35 protein-coding genes are annotated in these 22,154 nt (G+C 40.9%); all 35 read left to right on the plus strand.

Features of this window, described 5'->3' with window-relative positions; genetic code table 11:
* Positions 1-4: 4 nt before the first annotated feature.
* The 35 genes from cls to rplQ all read left to right on the plus strand — a co-directional run bounded on the left by cls (position 5) and on the right by rplQ (position 21,785).
* Positions 5-1,537: a cardiolipin synthase gene (cls, locus tag QM409_RS02540; protein WP_414305097.1), complete on the plus strand. Its 1,533-nt coding sequence runs from the start codon at positions 5-7 to the stop codon at positions 1,535-1,537.
* 255 nt (positions 1,538-1,792) lie between these two features.
* Positions 1,793-3,346, plus strand: a complete 1,554-nt coding sequence (locus QM409_RS02545) for a damage-inducible protein CinA (RefSeq protein WP_414305098.1) — start codon at positions 1,793-1,795, stop codon at positions 3,344-3,346.
* Positions 3,347-3,465: 119 nt separating this feature from the next.
* Positions 3,466-5,673 (plus strand): anaerobic ribonucleoside-triphosphate reductase, encoded by a 2,208-nt coding sequence (gene nrdD / locus QM409_RS02550; RefSeq protein ID WP_261015114.1) that lies wholly within the window; start codon positions 3,466-3,468, stop codon positions 5,671-5,673.
* 11 nt (positions 5,674-5,684) lie between these two features.
* Positions 5,685-5,825 carry a hypothetical protein gene (locus QM409_RS02555; RefSeq protein WP_000521621.1) on the plus strand — a complete coding sequence of 47 codons (141 nt, stop codon included), beginning with the start codon at positions 5,685-5,687 and terminating at the stop codon, positions 5,823-5,825.
* A 43-nt stretch (positions 5,826-5,868) separates the two neighbouring features.
* Positions 5,869-6,375, plus strand: coding sequence for a GNAT family N-acetyltransferase (locus QM409_RS02560; protein ID WP_261012149.1), 507 nt, complete (start codon positions 5,869-5,871; stop codon positions 6,373-6,375).
* Positions 6,368-6,958 (plus strand): anaerobic ribonucleoside-triphosphate reductase activating protein, encoded by a 591-nt coding sequence (nrdG, locus tag QM409_RS02565; RefSeq protein ID WP_049543962.1) that lies wholly within the window; start codon positions 6,368-6,370, stop codon positions 6,956-6,958. The genes QM409_RS02560 and nrdG overlap by 8 nt, the downstream gene beginning before the upstream one ends.
* A gap of 254 nt (positions 6,959-7,212) precedes the next feature.
* Positions 7,213-7,521 carry a 30S ribosomal protein S10 gene (rpsJ, locus tag QM409_RS02570; protein WP_001284513.1) on the plus strand — a complete coding sequence of 103 codons (309 nt, stop codon included), beginning with the start codon at positions 7,213-7,215 and terminating at the stop codon, positions 7,519-7,521.
* 82 nt (positions 7,522-7,603) lie between these two features.
* Entirely contained in the window at positions 7,604-8,230 is a 627-nt protein-coding gene (gene rplC / locus QM409_RS02575; protein ID WP_000160197.1) for a 50S ribosomal protein L3, read from the plus strand.
* Between the two features lie 24 nt (positions 8,231-8,254).
* Positions 8,255-8,878: a 50S ribosomal protein L4 gene (rplD, locus tag QM409_RS02580; RefSeq protein ID WP_000024549.1), complete on the plus strand. Its 624-nt coding sequence runs from the start codon at positions 8,255-8,257 to the stop codon at positions 8,876-8,878.
* The gene (locus tag QM409_RS02585) at positions 8,878-9,174 is read left to right on the plus strand and encodes a 50S ribosomal protein L23 (protein ID WP_001055347.1); all 297 of its coding nucleotides are present in this window, start codon (positions 8,878-8,880) and stop codon (positions 9,172-9,174) included. Before rplD ends, QM409_RS02585 begins: the two co-directional genes overlap by 1 nt.
* A gap of 17 nt (positions 9,175-9,191) precedes the next feature.
* On the plus strand, positions 9,192-10,025 hold the full coding sequence (gene rplB / locus QM409_RS02590; RefSeq protein WP_000512911.1) for a 50S ribosomal protein L2: 834 nt from the start codon (positions 9,192-9,194) through the stop codon (positions 10,023-10,025).
* 103 nt (positions 10,026-10,128) lie between these two features.
* A complete protein-coding gene (gene rpsS / locus QM409_RS02595; protein WP_000533766.1) occupies positions 10,129-10,410 on the plus strand; it encodes a 30S ribosomal protein S19 in 282 nt (93 codons plus the stop codon).
* Between the two features lie 11 nt (positions 10,411-10,421).
* A complete protein-coding gene (rplV, locus tag QM409_RS02600) occupies positions 10,422-10,766 on the plus strand; it encodes a 50S ribosomal protein L22 (protein WP_000818137.1) in 345 nt (114 codons plus the stop codon).
* Between the two features lie 12 nt (positions 10,767-10,778).
* Entirely contained in the window at positions 10,779-11,432 is a 654-nt protein-coding gene (gene rpsC, locus QM409_RS02605; RefSeq protein ID WP_000529936.1) for a 30S ribosomal protein S3, read from the plus strand.
* Positions 11,433-11,435: 3 nt separating this feature from the next.
* A complete protein-coding gene (gene rplP, locus QM409_RS02610) occupies positions 11,436-11,849 on the plus strand; it encodes a 50S ribosomal protein L16 (RefSeq protein ID WP_000960946.1) in 414 nt (137 codons plus the stop codon).
* Between the two features lie 9 nt (positions 11,850-11,858).
* Positions 11,859-12,065 carry a 50S ribosomal protein L29 gene (rpmC, locus tag QM409_RS02615; RefSeq protein WP_000772918.1) on the plus strand — a complete coding sequence of 69 codons (207 nt, stop codon included), beginning with the start codon at positions 11,859-11,861 and terminating at the stop codon, positions 12,063-12,065.
* A gap of 24 nt (positions 12,066-12,089) precedes the next feature.
* A complete protein-coding gene (rpsQ, locus tag QM409_RS02620) occupies positions 12,090-12,350 on the plus strand; it encodes a 30S ribosomal protein S17 (RefSeq protein WP_000440801.1) in 261 nt (86 codons plus the stop codon).
* A gap of 25 nt (positions 12,351-12,375) precedes the next feature.
* Positions 12,376-12,744 carry a 50S ribosomal protein L14 gene (gene rplN, locus QM409_RS02625; RefSeq protein WP_000616545.1) on the plus strand — a complete coding sequence of 123 codons (369 nt, stop codon included), beginning with the start codon at positions 12,376-12,378 and terminating at the stop codon, positions 12,742-12,744.
* 78 nt (positions 12,745-12,822) lie between these two features.
* On the plus strand, positions 12,823-13,128 hold the full coding sequence (gene rplX, locus QM409_RS02630) for a 50S ribosomal protein L24 (RefSeq protein WP_000497691.1): 306 nt from the start codon (positions 12,823-12,825) through the stop codon (positions 13,126-13,128).
* Positions 13,129-13,151: 23 nt separating this feature from the next.
* Entirely contained in the window at positions 13,152-13,694 is a 543-nt protein-coding gene (gene rplE / locus QM409_RS02635; RefSeq protein WP_000013542.1) for a 50S ribosomal protein L5, read from the plus strand.
* Between the two features lie 17 nt (positions 13,695-13,711).
* Positions 13,712-13,897 (plus strand): type Z 30S ribosomal protein S14, encoded by a 186-nt coding sequence (locus QM409_RS02640; RefSeq protein WP_001085697.1) that lies wholly within the window; start codon positions 13,712-13,714, stop codon positions 13,895-13,897.
* A 284-nt stretch (positions 13,898-14,181) separates the two neighbouring features.
* Positions 14,182-14,580: a 30S ribosomal protein S8 gene (rpsH, locus tag QM409_RS02645; RefSeq protein WP_000245504.1), complete on the plus strand. Its 399-nt coding sequence runs from the start codon at positions 14,182-14,184 to the stop codon at positions 14,578-14,580.
* A 188-nt stretch (positions 14,581-14,768) separates the two neighbouring features.
* A complete protein-coding gene (rplF, locus tag QM409_RS02650; RefSeq protein ID WP_000086626.1) occupies positions 14,769-15,305 on the plus strand; it encodes a 50S ribosomal protein L6 in 537 nt (178 codons plus the stop codon).
* An 83-nt stretch (positions 15,306-15,388) separates the two neighbouring features.
* Positions 15,389-15,745 carry a 50S ribosomal protein L18 gene (rplR, locus tag QM409_RS02655; protein ID WP_000624044.1) on the plus strand — a complete coding sequence of 119 codons (357 nt, stop codon included), beginning with the start codon at positions 15,389-15,391 and terminating at the stop codon, positions 15,743-15,745.
* Positions 15,746-15,762: 17 nt separating this feature from the next.
* Entirely contained in the window at positions 15,763-16,257 is a 495-nt protein-coding gene (gene rpsE / locus QM409_RS02660) for a 30S ribosomal protein S5 (protein ID WP_000874202.1), read from the plus strand.
* Between the two features lie 13 nt (positions 16,258-16,270).
* Entirely contained in the window at positions 16,271-16,453 is a 183-nt protein-coding gene (gene rpmD / locus QM409_RS02665) for a 50S ribosomal protein L30 (RefSeq protein WP_000057241.1), read from the plus strand.
* Between the two features lie 144 nt (positions 16,454-16,597).
* Positions 16,598-17,038, plus strand: coding sequence for a 50S ribosomal protein L15 (gene rplO, locus QM409_RS02670; RefSeq protein ID WP_000766089.1), 441 nt, complete (start codon positions 16,598-16,600; stop codon positions 17,036-17,038).
* 12 nt (positions 17,039-17,050) lie between these two features.
* The gene (gene secY, locus QM409_RS02675; protein WP_261085045.1) at positions 17,051-18,361 is read left to right on the plus strand and encodes a preprotein translocase subunit SecY; all 1,311 of its coding nucleotides are present in this window, start codon (positions 17,051-17,053) and stop codon (positions 18,359-18,361) included.
* Positions 18,362-18,510: 149 nt separating this feature from the next.
* On the plus strand, positions 18,511-19,149 hold the full coding sequence (locus tag QM409_RS02680; protein ID WP_001050436.1) for an adenylate kinase: 639 nt from the start codon (positions 18,511-18,513) through the stop codon (positions 19,147-19,149).
* 116 nt (positions 19,150-19,265) lie between these two features.
* Positions 19,266-19,484, plus strand: coding sequence for a translation initiation factor IF-1 (gene infA, locus QM409_RS02685; protein ID WP_001029883.1), 219 nt, complete (start codon positions 19,266-19,268; stop codon positions 19,482-19,484).
* A 24-nt stretch (positions 19,485-19,508) separates the two neighbouring features.
* The gene (gene rpmJ, locus QM409_RS02690; RefSeq protein WP_001808836.1) at positions 19,509-19,625 is read left to right on the plus strand and encodes a 50S ribosomal protein L36; all 117 of its coding nucleotides are present in this window, start codon (positions 19,509-19,511) and stop codon (positions 19,623-19,625) included.
* Between the two features lie 17 nt (positions 19,626-19,642).
* A complete protein-coding gene (rpsM, locus tag QM409_RS02695; RefSeq protein WP_088806510.1) occupies positions 19,643-20,008 on the plus strand; it encodes a 30S ribosomal protein S13 in 366 nt (121 codons plus the stop codon).
* A gap of 17 nt (positions 20,009-20,025) precedes the next feature.
* Positions 20,026-20,409, plus strand: a complete 384-nt coding sequence (gene rpsK, locus QM409_RS02700; RefSeq protein ID WP_001118385.1) for a 30S ribosomal protein S11 — start codon at positions 20,026-20,028, stop codon at positions 20,407-20,409.
* Between the two features lie 42 nt (positions 20,410-20,451).
* Positions 20,452-21,387, plus strand: coding sequence for a DNA-directed RNA polymerase subunit alpha (locus QM409_RS02705; protein WP_414305099.1), 936 nt, complete (start codon positions 20,452-20,454; stop codon positions 21,385-21,387).
* Positions 21,388-21,398: 11 nt separating this feature from the next.
* Positions 21,399-21,785, plus strand: coding sequence for a 50S ribosomal protein L17 (gene rplQ / locus QM409_RS02710; RefSeq protein WP_000331493.1), 387 nt, complete (start codon positions 21,399-21,401; stop codon positions 21,783-21,785).
* Positions 21,786-22,154: the final 369 nt, after the last annotated feature.

The following is a 22,154-nucleotide window of genomic DNA, read 5'->3' on the forward strand; positions in this document are numbered from 1 at the left end:
ATGTATGAAAGCTAGAAAAATACAGTTGCTTATGTCCAAGTATGGCTTTAGTCTTTCGATTATGCTACTTGAACTGTGTCTTGTTTTTGGTCTCTTTCTTTATTTAGGGCGGATGGCTCCTATTCTATGGGTTATTGTCTTAATTTTTATGAGTATGGCGACTATCGTAGCGATTGTCAATCGTTCCATGGCGCCTGAAAGCAAAGTGATGTGGTTAGTGGTAACTTTTGTTCCTATCATTGGCCCCCTGCTCTATCTGATGTTTGGTGAAAGGCGATTGTCCAAAAAAGAAATCAAGCAGTTGGACAAACTTGGTTCCATGCATTTTCGGGAGGATAACAGTAAAGCTCTCCGCCAGAAATTGAAGGAAGATGATAAGGCGGCTTACGGAGTGATCAAATCTTTGTTAAGTATGGATAGTAATGCCGATGTCTATGATAGAACAGATTCACAATTCTTTTCTTCGGGTGAAAGCATGTGGCAACATATGTTGGAAGACCTCAAGAAAGCTGAAAAGTTTATCTTTCTAGAGTACTATATTGTCGAAGAAGGTCTAATGTGGAATAGCATACTAGACATACTAGAGCAAAAGGCAGCTCAGGGTGTAGAGGTCAAGATGCTCTATGATGATATCGGCTGTATGGCAACTTTACCCGGAGATTATACTATTCAGCTTCGTAGTCGAGGAATTGAAGCCCATAAATTTAACAAGGTGATTCCTCGTTTGACGGTGGCTTACAACAATCGGGACCATCGGAAAATCCTTGTCATAGATGGTCAGGTAGCCTATACAGGAGGCATTAACTTAGCCGATGAGTACATCAATCATGTAGAACGCTTTGGCTACTGGAAGGACAGTGGGATTCGCATAGATGGCCCTGGTGTCAAGGCTCTCACCCGTCTCTTTTTGATGACTTGGTACATCAATCGTGGGGAAATCAGCGATTTTGACCAGTATCACTTGGAAAATCAGCCTTGTTCTGGCCAAGGGCTCTGCATTCCTTACGGTAGTGGTCCCAAGCCCATCTTCCGTACCCAGGTAGGGAAAAAAGTCTATCAAAGTTTGATTAATCAGGCTACCGATTCAGTCTATATCACAACACCTTATTTGATTATTGACTATGACTTAACAGAGAGTATTAAAAATGCGGCCATGAGGGGTGTTGATGTCCGCATCGTGACTCCTTTCATTCCGGATAAAAAATTAATCCAACTGATTACAAGAGGGGCCTATCCGGATTTGTTGTCAGCAGGAGTCAGGATTTTTGAGTATAGTCCAGGCTTTATCCATAGTAAACAAATTTTAGTGGATAAGGATTTTGCTGCAGTTGGAACCATTAACTTAGATTATAGAAGTTTGCTTCACCACTATGAAAATGCAGTCTTGCTATATAAAACAGAATCAATTGCTGAGATTCAAAAAGATTTTCGGGAGATTTTTTCATCATCGCAAGAAATTTTCCCTCATACGATAAAAAATAGCTGGCATCAAAAATTGATTAAGGAAATTGCCCAGTTATTCGCCCCTATCTTATAAGAAATCTAGGACTGAGGACACAAACCAGTCCTCTTTTTCTTGCTTTTTACGAATAGAAAGATATAGGGAGGGACGATGCTGACTCAGAAAGAATTGGATTATATCATGTCATTTAAACAGACGCATTTACACCGATTTCGGGAAATTGAAACCTTTGTGAAACTATGCAAAAAATCGCTCAAACAGCCATCGCAAGCTGACAATTTTAGGTCTTTTTGATATACTAAGACAGATAAATTGAATAGGAGAAACGACATGGCTGTATATGGCAGAATAGAAGAAGTATCCAAAACGATACAGAGTAATGAGATTGAAAATAGATTGGATAGGAACCTTGAATCTCATGTAGAAAAAGAAGAACAGGTAGCTTTTCCGTTTTTCAGACTCATCATTGGAAGTACGATTGCAACGGTTTTTTCTGTGGTGCTACCTTTACTTTTAGATATGGTAAGTCCCTCTCAGGCGCAGGATTTGTATATAGGGTGGGCTTTACATCAGGGAGGACAGCTTTACAGTAGCTATTATGCAAGTCACGGTCTTATTTATTACTTGCTACTTTACATCACCCAAGGAGGCATCCTTTTTGCCTTGGTAGAATGGCTAGCCCTCTTAGGAGGAGGTTACTTCCTCTTTTCTTCAACTGACTATCTGACGGGACAAAGGGAACAAGCCAAGCAACTCCTAACCATATTTTATATTTTGGTATCCGGTCTCGGTTTTGGCGGAGGATATGCTACGATTTTAGCTTTGCCATTTCTGTTTGCAGGATTTTCGTTCATAGCAGCTTATCTATCAACTCCTAACCATGACAAGGGATTTCTACGTCTGGGGATTTTCTTGGCCCTATCATTTTTCATAGAGCCTCTTACAAGTCTTCTCTTTATTGCAGTAGTAACAATTGGTTTGTTTGTCTTTAATGTTGGACATGGGCGCTTTGCTCATGGAGTTTATCAGTTTTTTGCAGCAGCACTTGGCTTTTCTCTCATTTTTTACCCAGTAGGATATTATGTTCTTGCTTCAGGTGGCTTTGGAGAAGCTCTAGGAAGTCTTTTATATCCGATTGATTCCCTTCAGGTCTTTATCAATCCCCAACTAATGGATAATGTTCTATTCTATGGTTTGTTGACCTTTGGTTTAGGAGCTCTCTTCCTTGTTTTTCTAGGTTTGTTCCAATCAAAGGCATCAAGATTATATGTTATTTCAGTACCAGCTAGTTTTGCTTTCATATTTGTATTAGCCTTGTTGCTTTTTTCTCAAGAACCTCTTCACGGTTCGTGTTTGATTCTAATCCTTCCATTTTTACTCCTTCTTTTGATGACCAGTATTCGTGGGAAACATTCAGCTAGAGGAGATCGTCGTCGGAGAAGAGAAGAAGCTCCTACTTTATGGAAAAAATTTATGAAGGGGAATCTCTACTTACCTATCCTAGTGGTGGTTTATCTGATTGCAATTCCTTTTGTGGCTCGTTTTGTTTTGCATCCAGCTTCTTATAGAGAACAACATCAAGTAGTAGACAGAGTCAAACAAGAGACGAGTGATGGTGACCAAATCTATATTTGGGATTCTCATGTTCAAATGTATAAAGAAAGTCAGCGTTTGGCTGGATCCATGTTCCCATCACCTCTTCTTTATACGAATACAGAAGAAAATAAAACTACCTTGATTCATGACTTGAAAGAAAACCAACCTAAGGTGATTGTGGTAAACGACAAGGTGGCTCTCTGGTCTGAGGCGGAGACACTCTTAAAAGAAAATTATCAACAAGTAAAGACTGATTATTCAGAGTTTAAAGTCTATAAAATCAAATAACAAAATCAATATCTTGTGTATTTTTAAAAATTTTAGGATTTTTAACACAAGATATTGATTTTTATTTTTAGAGTGGTATAATACTTTTTAGAAAGAACATTTTAGAAACGAGCATGTATATGATTGCACTAGAAGAAAAAATTACAACTTTAGCAACCCTCTTCGTTGAAAAACGAGATGGGAGACGTGTTGCATTTGATGTGGACAAGATTGACAAGGCTATCCACAAGGCGGCAGACAAGGTTATGGATGTGACACCCTTGGTCGAAAAACGCCTAAATGCTTTGACCGAGCGAATTGTCACAGAAATTCATAGTCGCTTTCCACAGGGGGTTAAGATTTACGAAATTCAAAATATCGTAGAACATGAACTCCTTGAAGCCAAAGAATATGCGCTAGCTGAGGAGTATATCACTTATCGGACACAGAGGGATTTTGAGCGCTCAAAAGCGACAGATATTAACTTTAGTATCCATAAGCTTCTCAATAAAGATCAGGCAGTTGTCAATGAAAATGCTAATAAGGACAGTGATGTCTTTAATACCCAGCGTGATTTGACAGCAGGGATTGTTGGGAAATCAATCGGACTGCAAATGCTTCCTAAGCACGTAGCCAATGCCCACCAAAAGGGGGATATCCACTATCACGATTTGGACTACAGTCCTTATACCCCTATGACCAACTGCTGTTTGATTGATTTTAAAGGTATGTTGGAAAATGGTTTTAAGATTGGAAATGCAGAGGTAGAAAGTCCCAAGTCTATCCAGACTGCGACAGCTCAGATTTCCCAAATCATCGCCAACGTTGCTTCTAGCCAGTACGGTGGCTGTTCAGCTGACCGTATCGATGAAGTCTTGGCTCCTTACGCAGAGAAGAATTACCAAAAACACCTCAAAGATGCAGAAGAATGGGTCTTGCCTGAAAAACGGGAAGATTACGCTTGGAAGAAAACGCAAAAAGACATCTATGATGCCATGCAATCTCTTGAGTATGAAATCAATACTCTCTTCACTTCAAATGGGCAAACACCTTTTACTTCGCTCGGTTTTGGTCTGGGAACCAATCGTTTTGAGCGTGAAATTCAAAAAGCTATCTTGAACATCCGAATCAAGGGCCTTGGTTCAGAACATCGAACAGCTATCTTCCCTAAACTTATCTTCACGCTTAAAAGAGGACTCAACTTAGAGGAAGGGACACCCAACTACGACATCAAGCAGTTGGCTCTAGAGTGCGCAACCAAGCGGATGTATCCAGACGTCTTGTCTTATGATAAGATTGTTGACTTGACAGGTTCTTTCAAAGTTCCTATGGGTTGTCGTTCTTTCCTTCAAGGATGGAAAGACGAGAATGGCGTAGAAGTCAATTCAGGTCGGATGAATCTAGGCGTTGTGACGGTCAATCTTCCTCGCATCGCCCTCGAGTCTGATGGTGACATGAATAAGTTCTGGGAAATCTTCAACGAGCGTATGAATATCGCTGAAGATGCTCTTGTTTACCGTGTCGAACGCACTAAAGAGGCGACACCAGCCAATGCTCCTATCCTTTATCAGTACGGTGCTTTTGGCCATCGTCTAGGTAAAGAAGAAAGTGTTGACCAGCTCTTTAAGAATCGTCGGGCAACAGTTTCGCTGGGCTATATCGGTTTGTATGAAGTAGCGACTGTTTTCTTTGGTAACAGCTGGGAAAGCAATCCAGATGCTAAGGAATTCACGCTAGACATCATTCGCGATATGAAACGCCGTGTAGAAGAGTGGTCTGACCAATATGGCTATCATTTCTCTATCTACTCAACACCATCTGAAAGTTTGACAGATCGTTTCTGCCGACTAGATACAGACAAGTTTGGCTCTATTCCTGATATTACAGACAAGGAATACTACACCAATTCTTTCCACTACGATGTTCGTAAAAATCCAACACCGTTTGAAAAATTGGACTTTGAGAAAGTCTATCCAGAAGCAGGTGCGTCAGGTGGTTTCATTCATTACTGTGAGTATCCAGTCCTTCAGCAAAATCCAAAGGCCTTGGAAGCTGTCTGGGACTATGCCTATGACCGTGTCGGCTATCTAGGGACCAATACACCAATTGACCGTTGCTACAAGTGTGACTTTGAAGGGGATTTTGAACCAACTGAGAGAGGATTTGCTTGTCCAAACTGTGGCAATAGCGACCCTAAAACAGTAGATGTGGTCAAACGAACTTGTGGCTACCTAGGTAATCCTCAAGCGCGTCCGATGGTTAATGGACGTCACAAGGAAATCGCTGCGCGTGTCAAACATATGAATGGTTCAACGATTAAAATAGCTGGCCATCAAGTAACAAATTAGAAAGAACTGAAATGGGAAAATATCAATTAGATGATAAGGGACGTGCACAAGTGACCCGTTATCACGAGAAACACTCTAAAGGTGGAGCTGGTAAGAAAGAACGTTTGCTTAGCCTCAGAGAACAATTTTTAAACAAGAATAAGAAGAAATAAAAGTGAGAGTCAGCTCTCGCTTTTCTCTTAGTGGGAGGTAAGGATGGAACTTCGAAGACCAAGATTAGCAGATAAAGAAACAGTTTTAGAGATGATGGCAGAGTTTGAAAAATATCAGTCGCCTCACGACGGTGGTTTCAGGGATACAGAAAATTTTTCTTATGAGGAATGGTTGGAAAGTAATCAGAATCAGGAAATGGGGATTAATTTGACTGAAGGATGGGTTCCCGCAATTCAGTTAGTAGCTTTTTCTGTGAAAGGTAAAGCAATTGGATTTCTTAATCTCCGGTTGCGCCTCAGTAACTTTTTACTAGAAGAAGGTGGCCACATTGGCTACTCCATTCGTCCATCAGAAAGAGGCAAGGATTATGCTAAGGAAACTCTCCGTCAGGGCTTGCAAGTTGCTAAGGAAAAGAACATCAAGAAGGCTCTGGTGACCTGTAGCGTGAATAATCCTGCTAGTCGAGCAGTCATTTTAGCAAATGGTGGGCTCCTTGAGGATGTTCGTGATGGTGTGGAGCGTTATTGGATAGAGGTAGCGAATGAATAATCCAAAACCACAAGAATGGAAAAGCGAGGAGCTCAGTCAAGGGCGTATCATCGACTACAAGGCCTTTAACTTTGTAGATGGAGAAGGCGTGCGCAACTCTCTCTATGTAGCAGGTTGCATGTTTCACTGCGAGGGGTGTTATAATGTAGCGACCTGGTCCTTCAATGCCGGAATTCCTTATACAGCAGAATTAGAAGAACAGATTATGTCAGACCTTGCCCAACCCTATGTTCAAGGCTTGACCCTGCTGGGAGGGGAGCCTTTTCTCAATACAGGTATTCTCTTGCCACTCGTGAAGCGGATTCGAAAGGAATTGCCAGACAAGGACATCTGGTCATGGACCGGCTACACTTGGGAAGAAATGATGTTGGAAACTCCAGATAAACTGGAACTCTTATCACTAATTGACATCCTTGTCGATGGACGGTATGACCGAACTAAGAGAAATCTCATGCTCCAGTTTCGAGGTTCGTCCAATCAACGAATCATCGATGTGCAAAAATCCCTCAAAAGTGGGCAAGTAGTGATTTGGGACAAGCTCAATGATGGAAAAGAAAGCTATGAACAGGTGAAGAGAGACTAACTTTCTTCTATGAAAATAGTTAAATAAATGACCTATCAAAAAAGAAAACAGTTTCATTATAAAAAAACGAAAAAACAGCAACAAATCCCTTGCAATCGCAGGGGCTTTGTGTTATTCTATTATGGTGCTGTAAATTACAGCCTTAGCTTTGATGCAAGAGGTTGCGACACGCTCGGTTGCATTGCCACGCAACACCGCGTCGGTTTTCTTGTGGAGCTAGCCTATTATCTTAAATAGACGAAAAGGAGAAAAAGATGGCAAACAAAAAAATCCGTATCCGTTTGAAAGCTTACGAACACCGTACGCTTGACACAGCGGCTGCAAAAATCGTAGAATCAGCTACTCGTACAGGTGCACAAGTTGCGGGTCCAATCCCACTTCCAACTGAGCGTAGCCTCTACACAATCATTCGTGCGACTCACAAATACAAAGACTCTCGCGAACAATTTGAAATGCGTACACACAAACGTTTGATCGATATCGTTAACCCAACTCAAAAAACAGTTGATGCGTTGATGAAATTGGATCTTCCAAGTGGTGTAAACGTAGAAATCAAACTTTAATCTAAAGCTTGATAACTTGAGCATAAAAAACGCTCGTTAAAAACTTTTTGAATAAAAAATATAGAAAAGGAACTATTTTCTCATGACAAAAGGAATCTTAGGGAAAAAAGTGGGAATGACTCAAATCTTCACTGAAGCTGGCGAATTGATCCCTGTAACAGTTATTGAAGCAACTCCAAACGTTGTTCTTCAAGTTAAAACTGTTGAAACAGACGGATACAACGCTATCCAAGTTGGTTTCGATGACAAACGCGAAGTATTGAGCAACAAACCTGCTAAAGGACATGTCGCGAAAGCTAACACGGCTCCTAAGCGCTTCATTCGTGAATTCAAAAACGTTGAAGGCTTGGAAGTTGGTGCTGAAATCACAGTTGAAACATTCGCAGCTGGAGACGTTGTTGACGTAACTGGTACTTCTAAAGGTAAAGGTTTCCAAGGTGTTATCAAACGCCACGGACAATCACGTGGACCAATGGCTCACGGTTCTCGTTACCACCGTCGTCCAGGTTCTATGGGACCTGTTGCACCTAACCGCGTATTCAAAGGTAAAAACCTTGCAGGACGTATGGGTGGTGACCGTGTAACAATTCAAAACCTTGAAGTTGTACAAGTTGTTCCAGAAAAGAACGTTATCCTTATCAAAGGTAACGTACCAGGTGCTAAGAAATCTCTTATCACTATCAAATCAGCAGTTAAAGCTGGTAAATAATAAGGAAAGGGGAATACAGTCAAAATGGCAAATGTAACATTATTCGACCAAACTGGTAAACAAGCGGGCGAAGTTGTTCTTAACGATGCAATCTTTGGTATCGAACCAAACCAATCTGTTGTGTTTGATGTGATCATCAGCCAACGTGCTAGCCTTCGTCAAGGAACTCACGCAGTTAAAAACCGCTCAGCTGTTTCAGGTGGCGGACGCAAACCATGGCGTCAAAAAGGAACTGGACGTGCTCGTCAAGGTTCTATCCGCTCTCCACAATGGCGTGGTGGTGGAATCGTCTTCGGACCAACTCCACGTAGCTATGCGTACAAACTTCCTCAAAAAGTTCGTCGCCTTGCGCTTAAATCTGTTTACTCAGAAAAAGTTGCTGAAAATAAATTTGTAGCCGTTGATTCTCTTGAATTTACAGCTCCAAAAACTGCTGAATTTGCAAAAGTTCTTGCAGCTTTGAGCATCGATTCTAAAGTCCTTGTTATTCTTGAAGAAGGAAACGAATTCGCAGCTCTCTCAGCTCGTAACCTTCCAAACGTGAAAGTTGCGACTGCTACAACTGCAAGTGTTCTTGACATCGCAAATAGTGACAAACTTCTTGTTACTCAAGCAGCTATCTCTAAAATCGAGGAGGTTCTTGCATAATGAATTTGTATGATGTTATCAAAAAACCTGTCATCACTGAAAGCTCAATGGCTCAACTTGAAGCAGGAAAATATGTATTTGAAGTTGACACTCGTGCACACAAACTTTTGATCAAGCAAGCTGTTGAAGCTGCTTTCGAAGGTGTTAAAGTCGCTAATGTTAACACAATCAACGTAAAACCAAAAGCTAAACGTGTTGGACGTTACACTGGTTTTACTAACAAAACTAAAAAAGCTATCATCACACTTACAGCTGATTCTAAAGCAATCGAGTTGTTTGCTGCTGAAGCTGAATAATCTAAGGAGGAAATATCGTGGGAATTCGTGTTTATAAACCAACAACAAACGGTCGCCGTAATATGACTTCTTTGGATTTCGCTGAAATCACAACAAGCACTCCTGAAAAATCATTGCTTGTTGCATTGAAGAGCAAGGCTGGTCGTAACAACAACGGTCGTATCACTGTTCGTCACCAAGGTGGTGGACACAAACGTTTCTACCGTTTGGTTGACTTCAAACGTAACAAAGACAACGTTGAAGCAGTTGTTAAAACAATCGAGTACGATCCAAACCGTTCTGCAAACATCGCTCTTGTACACTACACTGACGGTGTGAAAGCATACATCATCGCTCCAAAAGGTCTTGAAGTAGGTCAACGTATCGTTTCAGGTCCAGAAGCAGATATCAAAGTCGGAAACGCTCTTCCACTTGCTAACATCCCAGTTGGTACTTTGATCCACAACATCGAGTTGAAACCAGGTCGTGGTGGTGAATTGGTACGTGCTGCTGGAGCATCTGCTCAAGTATTGGGTTCTGAAGGTAAATACGTACTTGTTCGTCTTCAATCAGGTGAAGTTCGTATGATTCTTGGAACTTGCCGTGCTACAGTTGGTGTTGTCGGAAACGAACAACATGGACTTGTAAACCTTGGTAAAGCAGGACGTAGCCGTTGGAAAGGTATCCGCCCAACAGTTCGTGGTTCTGTAATGAACCCTAACGATCACCCACACGGTGGTGGTGAAGGTAAAGCACCAGTTGGTCGTAAAGCACCATCTACTCCATGGGGCAAACCTGCTCTTGGTCTTAAAACTCGTAACAAGAAAGCGAAATCTGACAAACTTATCGTTCGTCGTCGCAACGAGAAATAATATTAAACTAGTTGCTTAAGCAACTAGTAAATCCGCCAGCTCGGTAGCGCTCCATAGGAGCGCAAGCCGCTGTGGTACAACATTTAAAGGAGAAAATATAAAAATGGGACGCAGTCTTAAAAAAGGACCTTTCGTCGATGAGCATTTGATGAAAAAAGTTGAAGCTCAAGCTAACGACGAAAAGAAAAAAGTTATTAAAACTTGGTCACGTCGTTCAACGATCTTCCCAAGTTTCATTGGTTACACTATTGCAGTTTATGACGGACGTAAACACGTACCTGTTTACATCCAAGAAGACATGGTAGGTCACAAACTTGGTGAATTTGCACCAACTCGTACTTACAAAGGTCACGCTGCAGACGACAAGAAAACACGTAGAAAATAAGGAGAACATAAATGGCAGAAATTACTTCAGCTAAAGCAATGGCTCGTACAGTACGTGTTTCACCTCGTAAATCACGTCTTGTTCTTGATAACATCCGTGGTAAAAGCGTAGCCGATGCAATCGCAATCTTGACATTCACTCCAAACAAAGCTGCTGAAATCATCTTGAAAGTTTTGAACTCAGCTGTAGCTAACGCTGAAAACAACTTTGGTTTGGATAAAGCTAACTTGGTAGTATCTGAAGCATTCGCAAACGAAGGACCAACTATGAAACGTTTCCGTCCACGTGCGAAAGGTTCAGCTTCACCAATCAACAAACGTACAGCTCACATCACTGTAGCTGTTGCAGAAAAATAAGGAGGTAAAATCGTGGGTCAAAAAGTACATCCAATTGGTATGCGTGTCGGCATCATCCGTGATTGGGATGCCAAATGGTATGCTGAAAAAGAATACGCGGATTACCTTCATGAAGATCTTGCAATCCGTAAATTCGTTCAAAAAGAACTTGCTGACGCAGCAGTTTCAACTATTGAAATCGAACGCGCAGTAAACAAAGTTAACGTTTCACTTCACACTGCTAAACCAGGTATGGTAATCGGTAAAGGTGGTGCTAATGTTGATGCACTCCGTGCGAAACTTAACAAATTGACTGGAAAACAAGTACACATCAACATCATCGAAATCAAACAACCTGATTTGGATGCTCACCTTGTAGGTGAAGGAATTGCTCGTCAATTGGAGCAACGTGTTGCTTTCCGTCGTGCACAAAAACAAGCAATCCAACGTGCAATGCGTGCTGGAGCTAAAGGAATCAAAACTCAAGTATCAGGTCGTTTGAACGGTGCAGATATCGCCCGTGCTGAAGGATACTCTGAAGGAACTGTTCCACTTCACACACTTCGTGCAGATATCGATTACGCTTGGGAAGAAGCAGATACTACATACGGTAAACTTGGTGTTAAAGTATGGATCTACCGTGGTGAAGTTCTTCCAGCTCGCAAAAACACTAAAGGAGGTAAATAACCAATGTTAGTACCTAAACGTGTTAAACACCGTCGTGAATTCCGTGGAAAAATGCGCGGTGAAGCAAAAGGTGGAAAAGAAGTAGCATTCGGTGAATACGGTCTTCAAGCTACAACTAGCCACTGGATCACTAACCGCCAAATCGAAGCTGCTCGTATCGCCATGACTCGTTACATGAAACGTGGTGGTAAAGTTTGGATTAAAATCTTCCCACACAAATCATACACTGCTAAAGCTATCGGTGTGCGTATGGGATCTGGTAAAGGGGCACCTGAAGGTTGGGTAGCACCAGTTAAACGTGGTAAAGTGATGTTCGAAATCGCTGGTGTATCTGAAGAGATCGCTCGCGAAGCGCTTCGTCTTGCTAGCCACAAATTGCCAGTTAAATGTAAATTCGTAAAACGTGAAGCAGAATAAGGAGAAGGCATGAAACTTAATGAAGTAAAAGAATTTGTTAAAGAACTTCGTGGTCTTTCTCAAGAAGAACTCGCGAAGCGCGAAAACGAATTGAAAAAAGAATTGTTTGAACTTCGTTTCCAAGCTGCTACTGGTCAATTGGAACAAACAGCTCGCTTGAAAGAAGTTAAAAAACAAATCGCTCGTATCAAAACAGTTCAATCTGAAGCGAAATAATAGACTAGGGAAGGAGAAATTTCAATGGAACGCAATAATCGTAAAGTTCTTGTTGGACGTGTTGTATCTGACAAAATGGACAAGACAATCACAGTTGTAGTTGAAACAAAACGTAACCACCCAGTCTATGGTAAACGTATTAACTACTCTAAAAAATACAAAGCTCATGATGAAAACAATGTTGCCAAAGAAGGCGATATCGTACGTATCATGGAAACTCGTCCGCTTTCAGCTACAAAACGTTTCCGTCTTGTAGAAGTTGTTGAAGAAGCGGTCATCATCTAATCAAACCTGAAAGGAGAAAACTGAAATGATTCAAACAGAAACTCGTTTGAAAGTCGCAGACAACAGCGGTGCTCGCGAAATCTTGACTATCAAAGTTCTTGGTGGTTCAGGACGTAAATTTGCAAACATCGGTGATGTTATCGTGGCATCTGTAAAACAAGCTACTCCTGGTGGTGCGGTTAAAAAAGGTGACGTTGTTAAAGCAGTTATCGTTCGTACTAAATCAGGTGCTCGTCGTGCTGATGGTTCATACATCAAATTTGACGAAAACGCAGCAGTTATCATCCGTGAAGACAAAACTCCTCGCGGAACACGTATCTTTGGTCCAGTTGCACGTGAATTGCGTGAAGGTGGCTTCATGAAGATCGTGTCACTTGCTCCAGAAGTACTTTAATTTTTAGAAACAAACTAGTCCCCTGGATTTACCTCCAGGGTGCCCTTATGGGCGTAAGAAAAATCAAGGAGAAACCTAATGTTTGTAAAAAAAGGCGACAAAGTTCGCGTAATCGCTGGTAAAGATAAGGGAACAGAAGCTGTTGTCCTTACTGCCCTTCCAAAAGTAAACAAAGTTATCGTTGAAGGTGTTAACATCGTTAAGAAACACCAACGTCCAACTAACGAGCTTCCTCAAGGTGGTATCATCGAGAAAGAAGCAGCTATCCACGTATCAAACGTTCAAGTTTTGGACAAAAATGGTGTAGCTGGTCGTGTTGGTTACAAATTTGTAGACGGTAAAAAAGTTCGCTACAACAAAAAATCAGGCGAAGTGCTTGATTAATCACGAAGGAAAGGAGAAGTATAATGGCAAATCGTTTAAAAGAAAAATATCTTAATGAAGTAGTTCCTGCTTTGACAGAACAATTCAACTACTCATCAGTGATGGCTGTGCCTAAAGTAGATAAGATCGTTTTGAACATGGGTGTTGGTGAAGCTGTATCAAACGCTAAAAGCCTTGAAAAAGCTGCTGAAGAATTGGCACTTATCTCAGGTCAAAAACCACTTATCACTAAAGCTAAAAAATCAATCGCCGGCTTCCGTCTTCGTGAAGGTGTTGCGATCGGTGCAAAAGTTACCCTTCGTGGTGAACGTATGTACGAATTCTTGGATAAATTGGTTTCAGTTTCACTTCCACGTGTACGTGACTTCCACGGTGTTCCAACAAAATCATTTGATGGACGCGGAAACTACACGCTTGGTGTGAAAGAACAATTGATTTTCCCAGAAATCAACTTCGATGACGTTGACAAAACTCGTGGTCTTGACATCGTTATCGTAACAACTGCTAACACTGACGAAGAGTCACGTGCATTGCTTACAGGCCTTGGAATGCCTTTTGCAAAATAATATAGGAGGTAAATCTAATGGCTAAAAAATCAATGATTGCTAAGAACAAACGTCCAGCGAAGTTCTCTACTCAAGCTTATACTCGTTGTGAAAAATGTGGTCGTCCACATTCAGTTTACCGCAAATTTAAACTTTGCCGTGTTTGCTTCCGTGAATTAGCTTACAAAGGACAAATCCCTGGTGTAACAAAAGCATCTTGGTAATTTAAGATATCAAGGGCGTCAAAACTCTAAGTGAAAATAGGAAACTTGACGAAGAAACTGAAGTTTCTAGGAAAGTTTATCTTTTTCACACAGAGTTTAGTCCGGGTTCAGTTGGGCTTGCCAATTTGAACACGAGCTACAGCTTTGGCAAAAAAGACCAATTTTCTTTGGAGCATCGCTCCTGCATCAAATTGCCTATTTTTGCTCGTGCTGTTACGCTCTTTGCATCATGTATTAACTAGCAAGTGCAACTTGCAAACTACTAGTAAGAGGAGAAAAACAAAATGGTTATGACTGACCCAATCGCAGACTTCCTAACTCGTATTCGTAACGCTAACCAAGCTAAACACGAAGTACTTGAAGTACCTGCATCAAACATCAAAAAAGGGATTGCTGAAATCCTTAAACGCGAAGGTTTTGTAAAAAACGTTGAAATCATCGAAGATGACAAACAAGGCATCATCCGTGTATTCCTTAAATATGGACCAAACGGTGAAAAAGTTATCACTAACTTGAAACGTGTTTCTAAACCAGGACTTCGTGTCTACAAAAAACGTGAAGACCTTCCAAAAGTTCTTAACGGACTTGGAATTGCTATCCTTTCAACTTCTGAAGGTTTGCTTACTGATAAAGAAGCACGCCAAAAGAATGTTGGTGGAGAAGTTATCGCTTACGTTTGGTAATATTTAGCTCCCAATTTCTTTGTGACTCGTCGTTATCGTCTCTTGCCTAACCCAAAGTTATGCCTGCGAGACGCTGCCTAGATTCACTTTGAAATTGAAACCTAAATGTCCCTTCAAATCGAGAAATCGATTTAACCCCGTGAAAACTGGCCGTTCTGGCCTGACAATTTAACAGGAGAATTAAAAACATGTCACGTATTGGTAATAAAGTTATCGTGTTGCCTGCTGGTGTTGAAATCACTAACAATGACAACGTTGTAACTGTAAAAGGACCTAAAGGAGAACTTACTCGTGAGTTCTCAAAAGATATTGAAATCCGTGTGGAAGGTACTGAAGTAACTCTTCACCGTCCAAACGATTCAAAAGAAATGAAAACTATCCACGGAACTACTCGTGCCCTTTTGAACAACATGGTTGTTGGTGTATCAGAAGGATTCAAGAAAGAACTTGAAATGCGCGGGGTTGGTTACCGTGCACAACTTCAAGGATCTAAACTTGTTTTGGCTGTTGGTAAATCTCATCCAGACGAAGTTGAAGCTCCAGAAGGAATTACTTTTGAACTTCCAAACCCAACAACAATCGTTGTTAGCGGAATTTCAAAAGAAGTAGTTGGTCAAACAGCTGCTTACGTACGTAGCCTTCGTTCACCAGAACCATATAAAGGTAAAGGTATCCGTTACGTTGGTGAATTCGTTCGCCGTAAAGAAGGTAAAACAGGTAAATAATGTTGAGTGGTTGATTCTCAACCACCAACCTATTTTCCAACTTTGTGCATAGCACACGATTTAAAACTAAAGAGGTGAAAACTGTGATTTCAAAACCAGATAAAAACAAACTCCGCCAAAAACGCCACCGTCGCGTTCGCGGAAAACTCTCTGGAACTGCTGATCGCCCACGTTTGAACGTATTCCGTTCTAATACAGGCATCTACGCTCAAGTGATTGATGACGTAGCGGGTGTAACGCTCGCAAGTGCTTCAACTCTTGACAAAGAAGTTTCAAAAGGAACTAAAACTGAACAAGCCGTTGCTGTCGGTAAACTCGTTGCAGAACGTGCAAACGCTAAAGGTATTTCAGAAGTGGTGTTCGACCGCGGTGGATATCTATATCACGGACGTGTGAAAGCTTTGGCTGATGCAGCTCGTGAAAACGGATTGAAATTCTAATAGGAGGACACTAGAAAATGGCATTTAAAGACAATGCAGTTGAATTAGAAGAACGCGTAGTTGCTGTCAACCGTGTTACAAAAGTTGTTAAAGGTGGACGTCGTCTTCGTTTCGCAGCTCTTGTTGTTGTTGGTGACCACAACGGTCGCGTAGGATTTGGTACTGGTAAAGCTCAAGAAGTTCCAGAAGCAATCCGTAAAGCAGTAGATGATGCTAAGAAAAACTTGATCGAAGTTCCTATGGTTGGAACAACAATCCCACACGAAGTTCTTTCAGAATTTGGTGGAGCTAAAGTATTGTTGAAACCTGCTGTAGAAGGTTCTGGAGTTGCCGCTGGTGGTGCAGTTCGTGCCGTTGTGGAATTGGCAGGTGTGGCAGATATTACATCTAAATCACTTGGTTCTAACACTCCAATCAACATTGTTCGTGCAACTGTTGAAGGTTTGAAACAATTGAAACGCGCTGAAGAAGTTGCTGCCCTTCGTGGTATTTCAGTTTCTGATTTGGCATAAGAAAGGGGATAAAATGGCTCAAATTAAAATTACTTTGACTAAGTCTCCAATCGGACGCATTCCATCACAACGTAAAACTGTTGTAGCACTTGGACTTGGCAAATTGAACAGCTCTGTTATTAAAGAAGATAACGCTGCTATCCGTGGTATGATCACTGCAGTATCTCACTTGGTAACAGTTGAAGAAGTAAACTAATGAATTTTTAGGGGATGTGCAGTATACCATCCCCTAAAACTAGATATAGTCATCTATGATGACGTCGTATAGGCGAGTTGATGGGGGAGACAACCTTTTCTCCCTTATCGGCGCTAGCATTTTACAAAAGAGGAGAAAATAAAAATGAAACTTCATGAATTGAAACCTGCAGAAGGTTCTCGTAAAGTACGTAACCGCGTTGGTCGTGGTACTTCATCAGGTAACGGTAAAACATCTGGTCGTGGTCAAAAAGGTCAAAAAGCTCGTAGCGGTGGCGGAGTTCGCCTTGGTTTTGAAGGTGGACAAACTCCATTGTTCCGTCGTCTTCCAAAACGTGGATTCACTAACATCAACGCTAAAGAATACGCAATTGTGAACCTTGACCAATTGAACGTCTTTGAAGATGGTGCTGAAGTTACTCCAGTTGTTCTTATCGAAGCAGGAATTGTTAAAGCTGAAAAATCAGGTGTTAAAATTCTTGGTAACGGTGAGTTGACTAAGAAATTGACTGTGAAAGCAGCTAAATTCTCTAAATCAGCTGAAGAAGCTATCACTGCTAAAGGTGGTTCAGTAGAAGTCATCTAAGAGAGGTGACCTATGTTTTTTAAATTATTAAGAGAAGCTCTTAAAGTTAAGCAGGTTCGATCAAAAATTTTATTTACAATTTTTATCGTTTTGGTCTTTCGTATCGGGACTAGTATTACAGTTCCTGGTGTCAATGCCAATAGCTTGAATGCTTTAAGTGGATTATCCTTCTTAAACATGTTGAGCTTGGTGTCAGGGAATGCCATGAAAAACTTCTCAGTTTTTGCTCTTGGTGTTAGTCCCTACATTACGGCTTCTATCGTTGTCCAACTCTTGCAAATGGATATTTTACCCAAGTTTGTAGAGTGGGGGAAACAAGGGGAAGTAGGTCGAAGAAAATTGAATCAAGCTACTCGTTATATTGCTCTTGGTCTAGCCTTTGTGCAATCTATCGGGATTACAGCTGGTTTTAATACTTTGGCTGGAGCTCAATTGTTGAAAACGGCTCTTACTCCACAAGTCTTCATCATGATTGGTATCATCCTAACAGCTGGTAGCATGATTGTGACGTGGTTGGGAGAGCAAATTACAGATAAGGGATACGGAAATGGTGTTTCTATGATTATCTTTGCAGGGATTGTTGCTTCAATTCCAGAGATGATTCAGGGCATCTATGTAGACTACTTTGTTAACGTTCCAAGTAGCCGTATCAACTCATCTATCATTTTCGTAATCATCTTGATTATTACTGTTTTGTTGATCATTTACTTTACAACTTATGTTCAACAAGCAGAATACAAAATCCCAATCCAATATACAAAGGTTGCACAAGGTGCTCCATCTAGCTCTTACCTTCCTTTGAAGGTAAACCCTGCTGGAGTTATCCCTGTTATCTTTGCAAGTTCGATTACTGCAGCGCCTGCGGCTATTCTTCAGTTTTTGAGCGCTACAGGTCATGATTGGGCTTGGGTAAGAACAGCACAAGAAATGCTGGCAACAACTTCACCAACTGGTATTGCCATGTATGCTCTGTTGATTATTCTCTTTACATTCTTCTATACGTTTGTACAGATTAATCCTGAAAAAGCGGCAGAAAACTTACAAAAGAGCGGTGCCTATATCCACGGAGTTCGTCCCGGTAAAGGTACAGAAGAATATATGTCTAAACTTCTTCGTCGTCTTGCAACTGTTGGTTCCCTCTTCCTTGGTGTGATTTCTATTTTACCGATCGTAGCAAAAGATGTTTTCGGACTTTCAGAAGCAGTTGCTTTTGGAGGAACCAGTCTTTTGATCATTATCTCTACAGGTATTGAAGGAATCAAACAATTGGAAGGCTACCTATTAAAACGTAAGTATGTTGGTTTCATGGACAGAACAGAATAAAAGCATTTACTGAATCAGTAAATGCTGAGGGAGTGGAGGTTTAACTCTGACATTAGTGAGAGTTTGGTCTCCCCTCTTCTATTTTGTTTTTAAATAGGGGTGAAAAGACTTTTTGCTTCTATTTAAAAATAAAATAAGGAGATCAGATCATGAATCTTTTGATTATGGGCTTACCTGGTGCAGGTAAGGGAACTCAAGCAGCAAAAATAGTAGAACAATTCCATGTTGCACATATCTCAACGGGTGATATGTTCCGCGCTGCTATGGCAAATCAAACTGAAATGGGTGTTCTTGCTAAGTCATACATTGACAAGGGTGAATTGGTTCCTGACGAAGTTACAAATGGGATCGTAAAAGAACGTCTTTCACAAGATGATATTAAAGAAACAGGATTCTTGTTGGATGGTTACCCACGTACAATCGAACAAGCTCATGCCTTGGACAAAACATTGGCTGAACTTGGCATCGAACTAGAAGGTGTTATCAACATCGAAGTGAATCCAGACAGCCTCTTGGAACGTTTGAGTGGCCGTATCATCCACCGCGTAACTGGAGAAACTTTCCACAAGGTCTTTAACCCACCAGTTGACTATAAAGAAGAAGATTACTACCAACGTGAAGATGATAAGCCTGAGACAGTAAAACGTCGTTTGGATGTCAATATTGCTCAAGGGGAACCAATCATTGCTCACTACCGTGCCAAAGGTTTGGTTCATGACATCGAAGGTAATCAAGATATCAATGATGTCTTCTCAGATATCGAAAAAGTATTGACAAATTTGAAATAAAGCGTTTTTCACACTTGCAAAAATCCGCTACAAATGTTATACTGAGATAGTCTGACTTATAATTGTTGTCTCTGTGTCTAGAGGCATCGAATCGAAATTTATGGAGGTGCTTTTGCGTGGCAAAAGACGATGTGATTGAAGTTGAAGGCAAAGTAGTTGATACAATGCCGAATGCAATGTTTACGGTTGAACTTGAAAATGGACATCAGATTTTAGCAACAGTTTCTGGTAAAATTCGTAAAAACTATATTCGTATTTTAGCGGGAGATCGTGTTACTGTCGAAATGAGTCCATATGACTTGACACGTGGACGTATCACTTACCGCTTTAAATAATCGAAAAACTTGGAGGGATAAGAAATGAAAGTAAGACCATCGGTCAAACCAATTTGCGAATACTGTAAAGTTATTCGTCGTAATGGTCGTGTTATGGTAATTTGCCCAGCAAATCCAAAACACAAACAACGTCAAGGATAAGATAGAAAGGAGAAAACATGGCTCGTATTGCTGGAGTTGACATTCCAAATGACAAACGCGTAGTAATCTCATTGACTTATGTTTATGGTATCGGACTTGCAACATCTAAGAAAATTTTGGCTGCTGCTGGAATCTCAGAAGATGTTCGTGTGCATGATCTTACATCAGATCAAGAAGATGCTATCCGTCGTGAAGTGGATGCAATCAAAGTTGAAGGTGACCTTCGTCGTGAAGTAAACTTGAACATCAAACGTTTGATGGAAATCGGTTCATACCGTGGTATCCGTCACCGTCGTGGACTTCCCGTCCGTGGACAAAACACTAAAAACAACGCTCGCACTCGTAAAGGTAAAGCTGTTGCGATTGCTGGTAAGAAAAAATAATATAGGAGGTAAAAGTCTTGGCTAAACCAACACGTAAACGTCGTGTGAAAAAGAATATCGAATCTGGTATTGCTCATATTCACGCTACATTTAATAACACTATTGTTATGATTACTGATGTGCATGGTAATGCAATTGCTTGGTCATCAGCTGGTGCTCTTGGTTTCAAAGGTTCTCGTAAATCTACACCATTCGCTGCTCAAATGGCTTCTGAAGCTGCTGCTAAATCTGCACAAGAACACGGTCTTAAATCAGTTGAAGTTACTGTAAAAGGTCCAGGTTCTGGTCGTGAGTCAGCTATTCGTGCGCTTGCTGCCGCTGGTCTTGAAGTAACAGCAATTCGTGATGTGACTCCAGTGCCACACAATGGTGCTCGTCCTCCAAAACGTCGCCGTGTATAATCATCGCATTACACTGCTTTTCGTTTAAGAGGGAGTAACTAAATGATCGAGTTTGAAAAACCAAATATAACAAAAATTGATGAAAATAAAGATTATGGCAAGTTTGTAATCGAACCACTTGAACGTGGCTACGGTACAACTCTTGGTAACTCTCTTCGTCGTGTACTTCTAGCTTCTCTACCAGGAGCAGCTGTGACATCTATCAATATTGATGGTGTGTTACATGAGTTTGACACAGTTCCAGGTGTTCGTGAAGACGTGATGCAAATCATTCTGAACATTAAAGGAATTGCAGTGAAATCGTACGTTGAAGACGAAAAAATCATCGAACTAGATGTTGAAGGTCCTGTTGAAGTAACAGCTGGTGACATTTTGACAGATAGCGATATTGAAATTGTAAATCCAGATCATTATCTCTTTACAATCGGTGAAGGTTCTTCTCTAAAAGCGACTATGACTGTTAACAGTGGTCGTGGATATGTACCTGCTGATGAAAATAAAAAGGATAATGCACCAGTTGGAACACTTGCTGTAGATTCTATTTATACACCAGTTACAAAAGTCAACTATCAAGTGGAACCTGCTCGTGTAGGTAGCAATGATGGATTTGACAAATTAACCCTTGAAATCTTGACAAATGGAACAATTATTCCAGAAGATGCTTTAGGGCTTTCAGCACGTATTTTGACAGAACATCTTGATTTGTTTACAAATCTTACTGAGATTGCTAAGTCAACTGAAGTGATGAAAGAAGCTGATACTGAATCTGACGACCGTATTTTGGATCGTACGATTGAGGAACTGGACTTGTCTGTGCGTTCATACAACTGTTTGAAACGTGCCGGTATCAATACTGTGCATGACTTGACAGAAAAATCTGAAGCAGAGATGATGAAAGTACGAAATCTTGGACGCAAGAGTTTGGAAGAAGTGAAATTCAAACTTATTGATTTGGGTCTTGGATTAAAAGATAAATAAAGGAGGAATAAATGGCTTACCGTAAACTAGGACGCACTAGCTCACAACGTAAAGCAATGCTTCGCGATTTGACAACTGACCTTTTGATTAACGAATCAATCGTGACAACTGAAGCTCGTGCTAAAGAAATCCGTAAAACTGTTGAAAAAATGATTACTCTAGGTAAACGTGGTGATTTGCATGCACGTCGTCAAGCAGCTGCTTTCGTACGTAATGAAATCGCATCTGAAAACTATGATGAAGCAACTGACAAGTACACTTCTACTACAGCACTTCAAAAATTGTTCTCAGAAATCGCACCTCGTTATGCTGAACGTAACGGTGGATACACTCGTATCCTTAAAACTGAACCACGTCGTGGTGATGCAGCGCCAATGGCAATCATCGAATTAGTATAAAATCATCAATTTTGTTGAGTGTTATGATGATGGAGTCTTGTGCTCTTAGTCTAGCTCTGGTCTACCGCTAGGATTTTGGTCCTAGCGGGAACACTCATCATAAGTTGGGATAGTAGACGCTTGTTTACGAAATTGTTTTTTGCTTAAGAACAACTTCGTAAGCAGGCGTTTTTGAGTATTTTAGTGGCTCTTTGTCAACTGTAGTGGGTTGAAATAATAGTCTTGAACCTGAGACAAAATAGTTCTCAGCCACAAAAAAGCTAGAGATCTCTAATAGCGGAACTCTAGCTTTTTAATTTTGAGTCGTTCTCTTATTGTATTTTAGGAGGTTATTGGCCATAAGTACCAATCCCATGTCAATTCTCACTT

Source organism: Streptococcus mitis (assembly GCF_047465045.1).
In the GTDB taxonomy this organism is placed as follows: domain Bacteria; phylum Bacillota; class Bacilli; order Lactobacillales; family Streptococcaceae; genus Streptococcus; species Streptococcus mitis_DT.

Excerpts from the sequence above, each read along its gene's own strand:
- rplF (WP_000086626.1), top strand. The coding sequence starts at position 14,769 with ATGTCACGTATTGGTAATAAAGTTATCGTGTTGCCTGCTGGTGTTGAA.
- rpsJ (WP_001284513.1), top strand. The coding sequence starts at position 7,213 with ATGGCAAACAAAAAAATCCGTATCCGTTTGAAAGCTTACGAACACCGT.
- rpmJ (WP_001808836.1), top strand. The coding sequence starts at position 19,509 with ATGAAAGTAAGACCATCGGTCAAACCAATTTGCGAATACTGTAAAGTT.
- rpsM (WP_088806510.1), top strand. The coding sequence starts at position 19,643 with ATGGCTCGTATTGCTGGAGTTGACATTCCAAATGACAAACGCGTAGTA.
- QM409_RS02555 (WP_000521621.1), top strand. The coding sequence starts at position 5,685 with ATGGGAAAATATCAATTAGATGATAAGGGACGTGCACAAGTGACCCGT.
- QM409_RS02545 (WP_414305098.1), top strand. The coding sequence starts at position 1,793 with ATGGCTGTATATGGCAGAATAGAAGAAGTATCCAAAACGATACAGAGT.
- QM409_RS02585 (WP_001055347.1), top strand. The coding sequence starts at position 8,878 with ATGAATTTGTATGATGTTATCAAAAAACCTGTCATCACTGAAAGCTCA.
- rplD (WP_000024549.1), top strand. The coding sequence starts at position 8,255 with ATGGCAAATGTAACATTATTCGACCAAACTGGTAAACAAGCGGGCGAA.
- rplX (WP_000497691.1), top strand. The coding sequence starts at position 12,823 with ATGTTTGTAAAAAAAGGCGACAAAGTTCGCGTAATCGCTGGTAAAGAT.
- QM409_RS02640 (WP_001085697.1), top strand. The coding sequence starts at position 13,712 with ATGGCTAAAAAATCAATGATTGCTAAGAACAAACGTCCAGCGAAGTTC.
- nrdG (WP_049543962.1), top strand. The coding sequence starts at position 6,368 with ATGAATAATCCAAAACCACAAGAATGGAAAAGCGAGGAGCTCAGTCAA.
- rplQ (WP_000331493.1), top strand. The coding sequence starts at position 21,399 with ATGGCTTACCGTAAACTAGGACGCACTAGCTCACAACGTAAAGCAATG.
- QM409_RS02560 (WP_261012149.1), top strand. The coding sequence starts at position 5,869 with ATGGAACTTCGAAGACCAAGATTAGCAGATAAAGAAACAGTTTTAGAG.
- rplE (WP_000013542.1), top strand. The coding sequence starts at position 13,152 with ATGGCAAATCGTTTAAAAGAAAAATATCTTAATGAAGTAGTTCCTGCT.
- rpmD (WP_000057241.1), top strand. The coding sequence starts at position 16,271 with ATGGCTCAAATTAAAATTACTTTGACTAAGTCTCCAATCGGACGCATT.
- rpsH (WP_000245504.1), top strand. The coding sequence starts at position 14,182 with ATGGTTATGACTGACCCAATCGCAGACTTCCTAACTCGTATTCGTAAC.
- rplV (WP_000818137.1), top strand. The coding sequence starts at position 10,422 with ATGGCAGAAATTACTTCAGCTAAAGCAATGGCTCGTACAGTACGTGTT.
- QM409_RS02705 (WP_414305099.1), top strand. The coding sequence starts at position 20,452 with ATGATCGAGTTTGAAAAACCAAATATAACAAAAATTGATGAAAATAAA.
- secY (WP_261085045.1), top strand. The coding sequence starts at position 17,051 with ATGTTTTTTAAATTATTAAGAGAAGCTCTTAAAGTTAAGCAGGTTCGA.
- QM409_RS02680 (WP_001050436.1), top strand. The coding sequence starts at position 18,511 with ATGAATCTTTTGATTATGGGCTTACCTGGTGCAGGTAAGGGAACTCAA.
- nrdD (WP_261015114.1), top strand. The coding sequence starts at position 3,466 with ATGATTGCACTAGAAGAAAAAATTACAACTTTAGCAACCCTCTTCGTT.
- rpsE (WP_000874202.1), top strand. The coding sequence starts at position 15,763 with ATGGCATTTAAAGACAATGCAGTTGAATTAGAAGAACGCGTAGTTGCT.
- rpsS (WP_000533766.1), top strand. The coding sequence starts at position 10,129 with ATGGGACGCAGTCTTAAAAAAGGACCTTTCGTCGATGAGCATTTGATG.
- rplO (WP_000766089.1), top strand. The coding sequence starts at position 16,598 with ATGAAACTTCATGAATTGAAACCTGCAGAAGGTTCTCGTAAAGTACGT.
- cls (WP_414305097.1), top strand. The coding sequence starts at position 5 with ATGAAAGCTAGAAAAATACAGTTGCTTATGTCCAAGTATGGCTTTAGT.
- rpsQ (WP_000440801.1), top strand. The coding sequence starts at position 12,090 with ATGGAACGCAATAATCGTAAAGTTCTTGTTGGACGTGTTGTATCTGAC.
- rplN (WP_000616545.1), top strand. The coding sequence starts at position 12,376 with ATGATTCAAACAGAAACTCGTTTGAAAGTCGCAGACAACAGCGGTGCT.
- rpmC (WP_000772918.1), top strand. The coding sequence starts at position 11,859 with ATGAAACTTAATGAAGTAAAAGAATTTGTTAAAGAACTTCGTGGTCTT.
- rplC (WP_000160197.1), top strand. The coding sequence starts at position 7,604 with ATGACAAAAGGAATCTTAGGGAAAAAAGTGGGAATGACTCAAATCTTC.
- rplP (WP_000960946.1), top strand. The coding sequence starts at position 11,436 with ATGTTAGTACCTAAACGTGTTAAACACCGTCGTGAATTCCGTGGAAAA.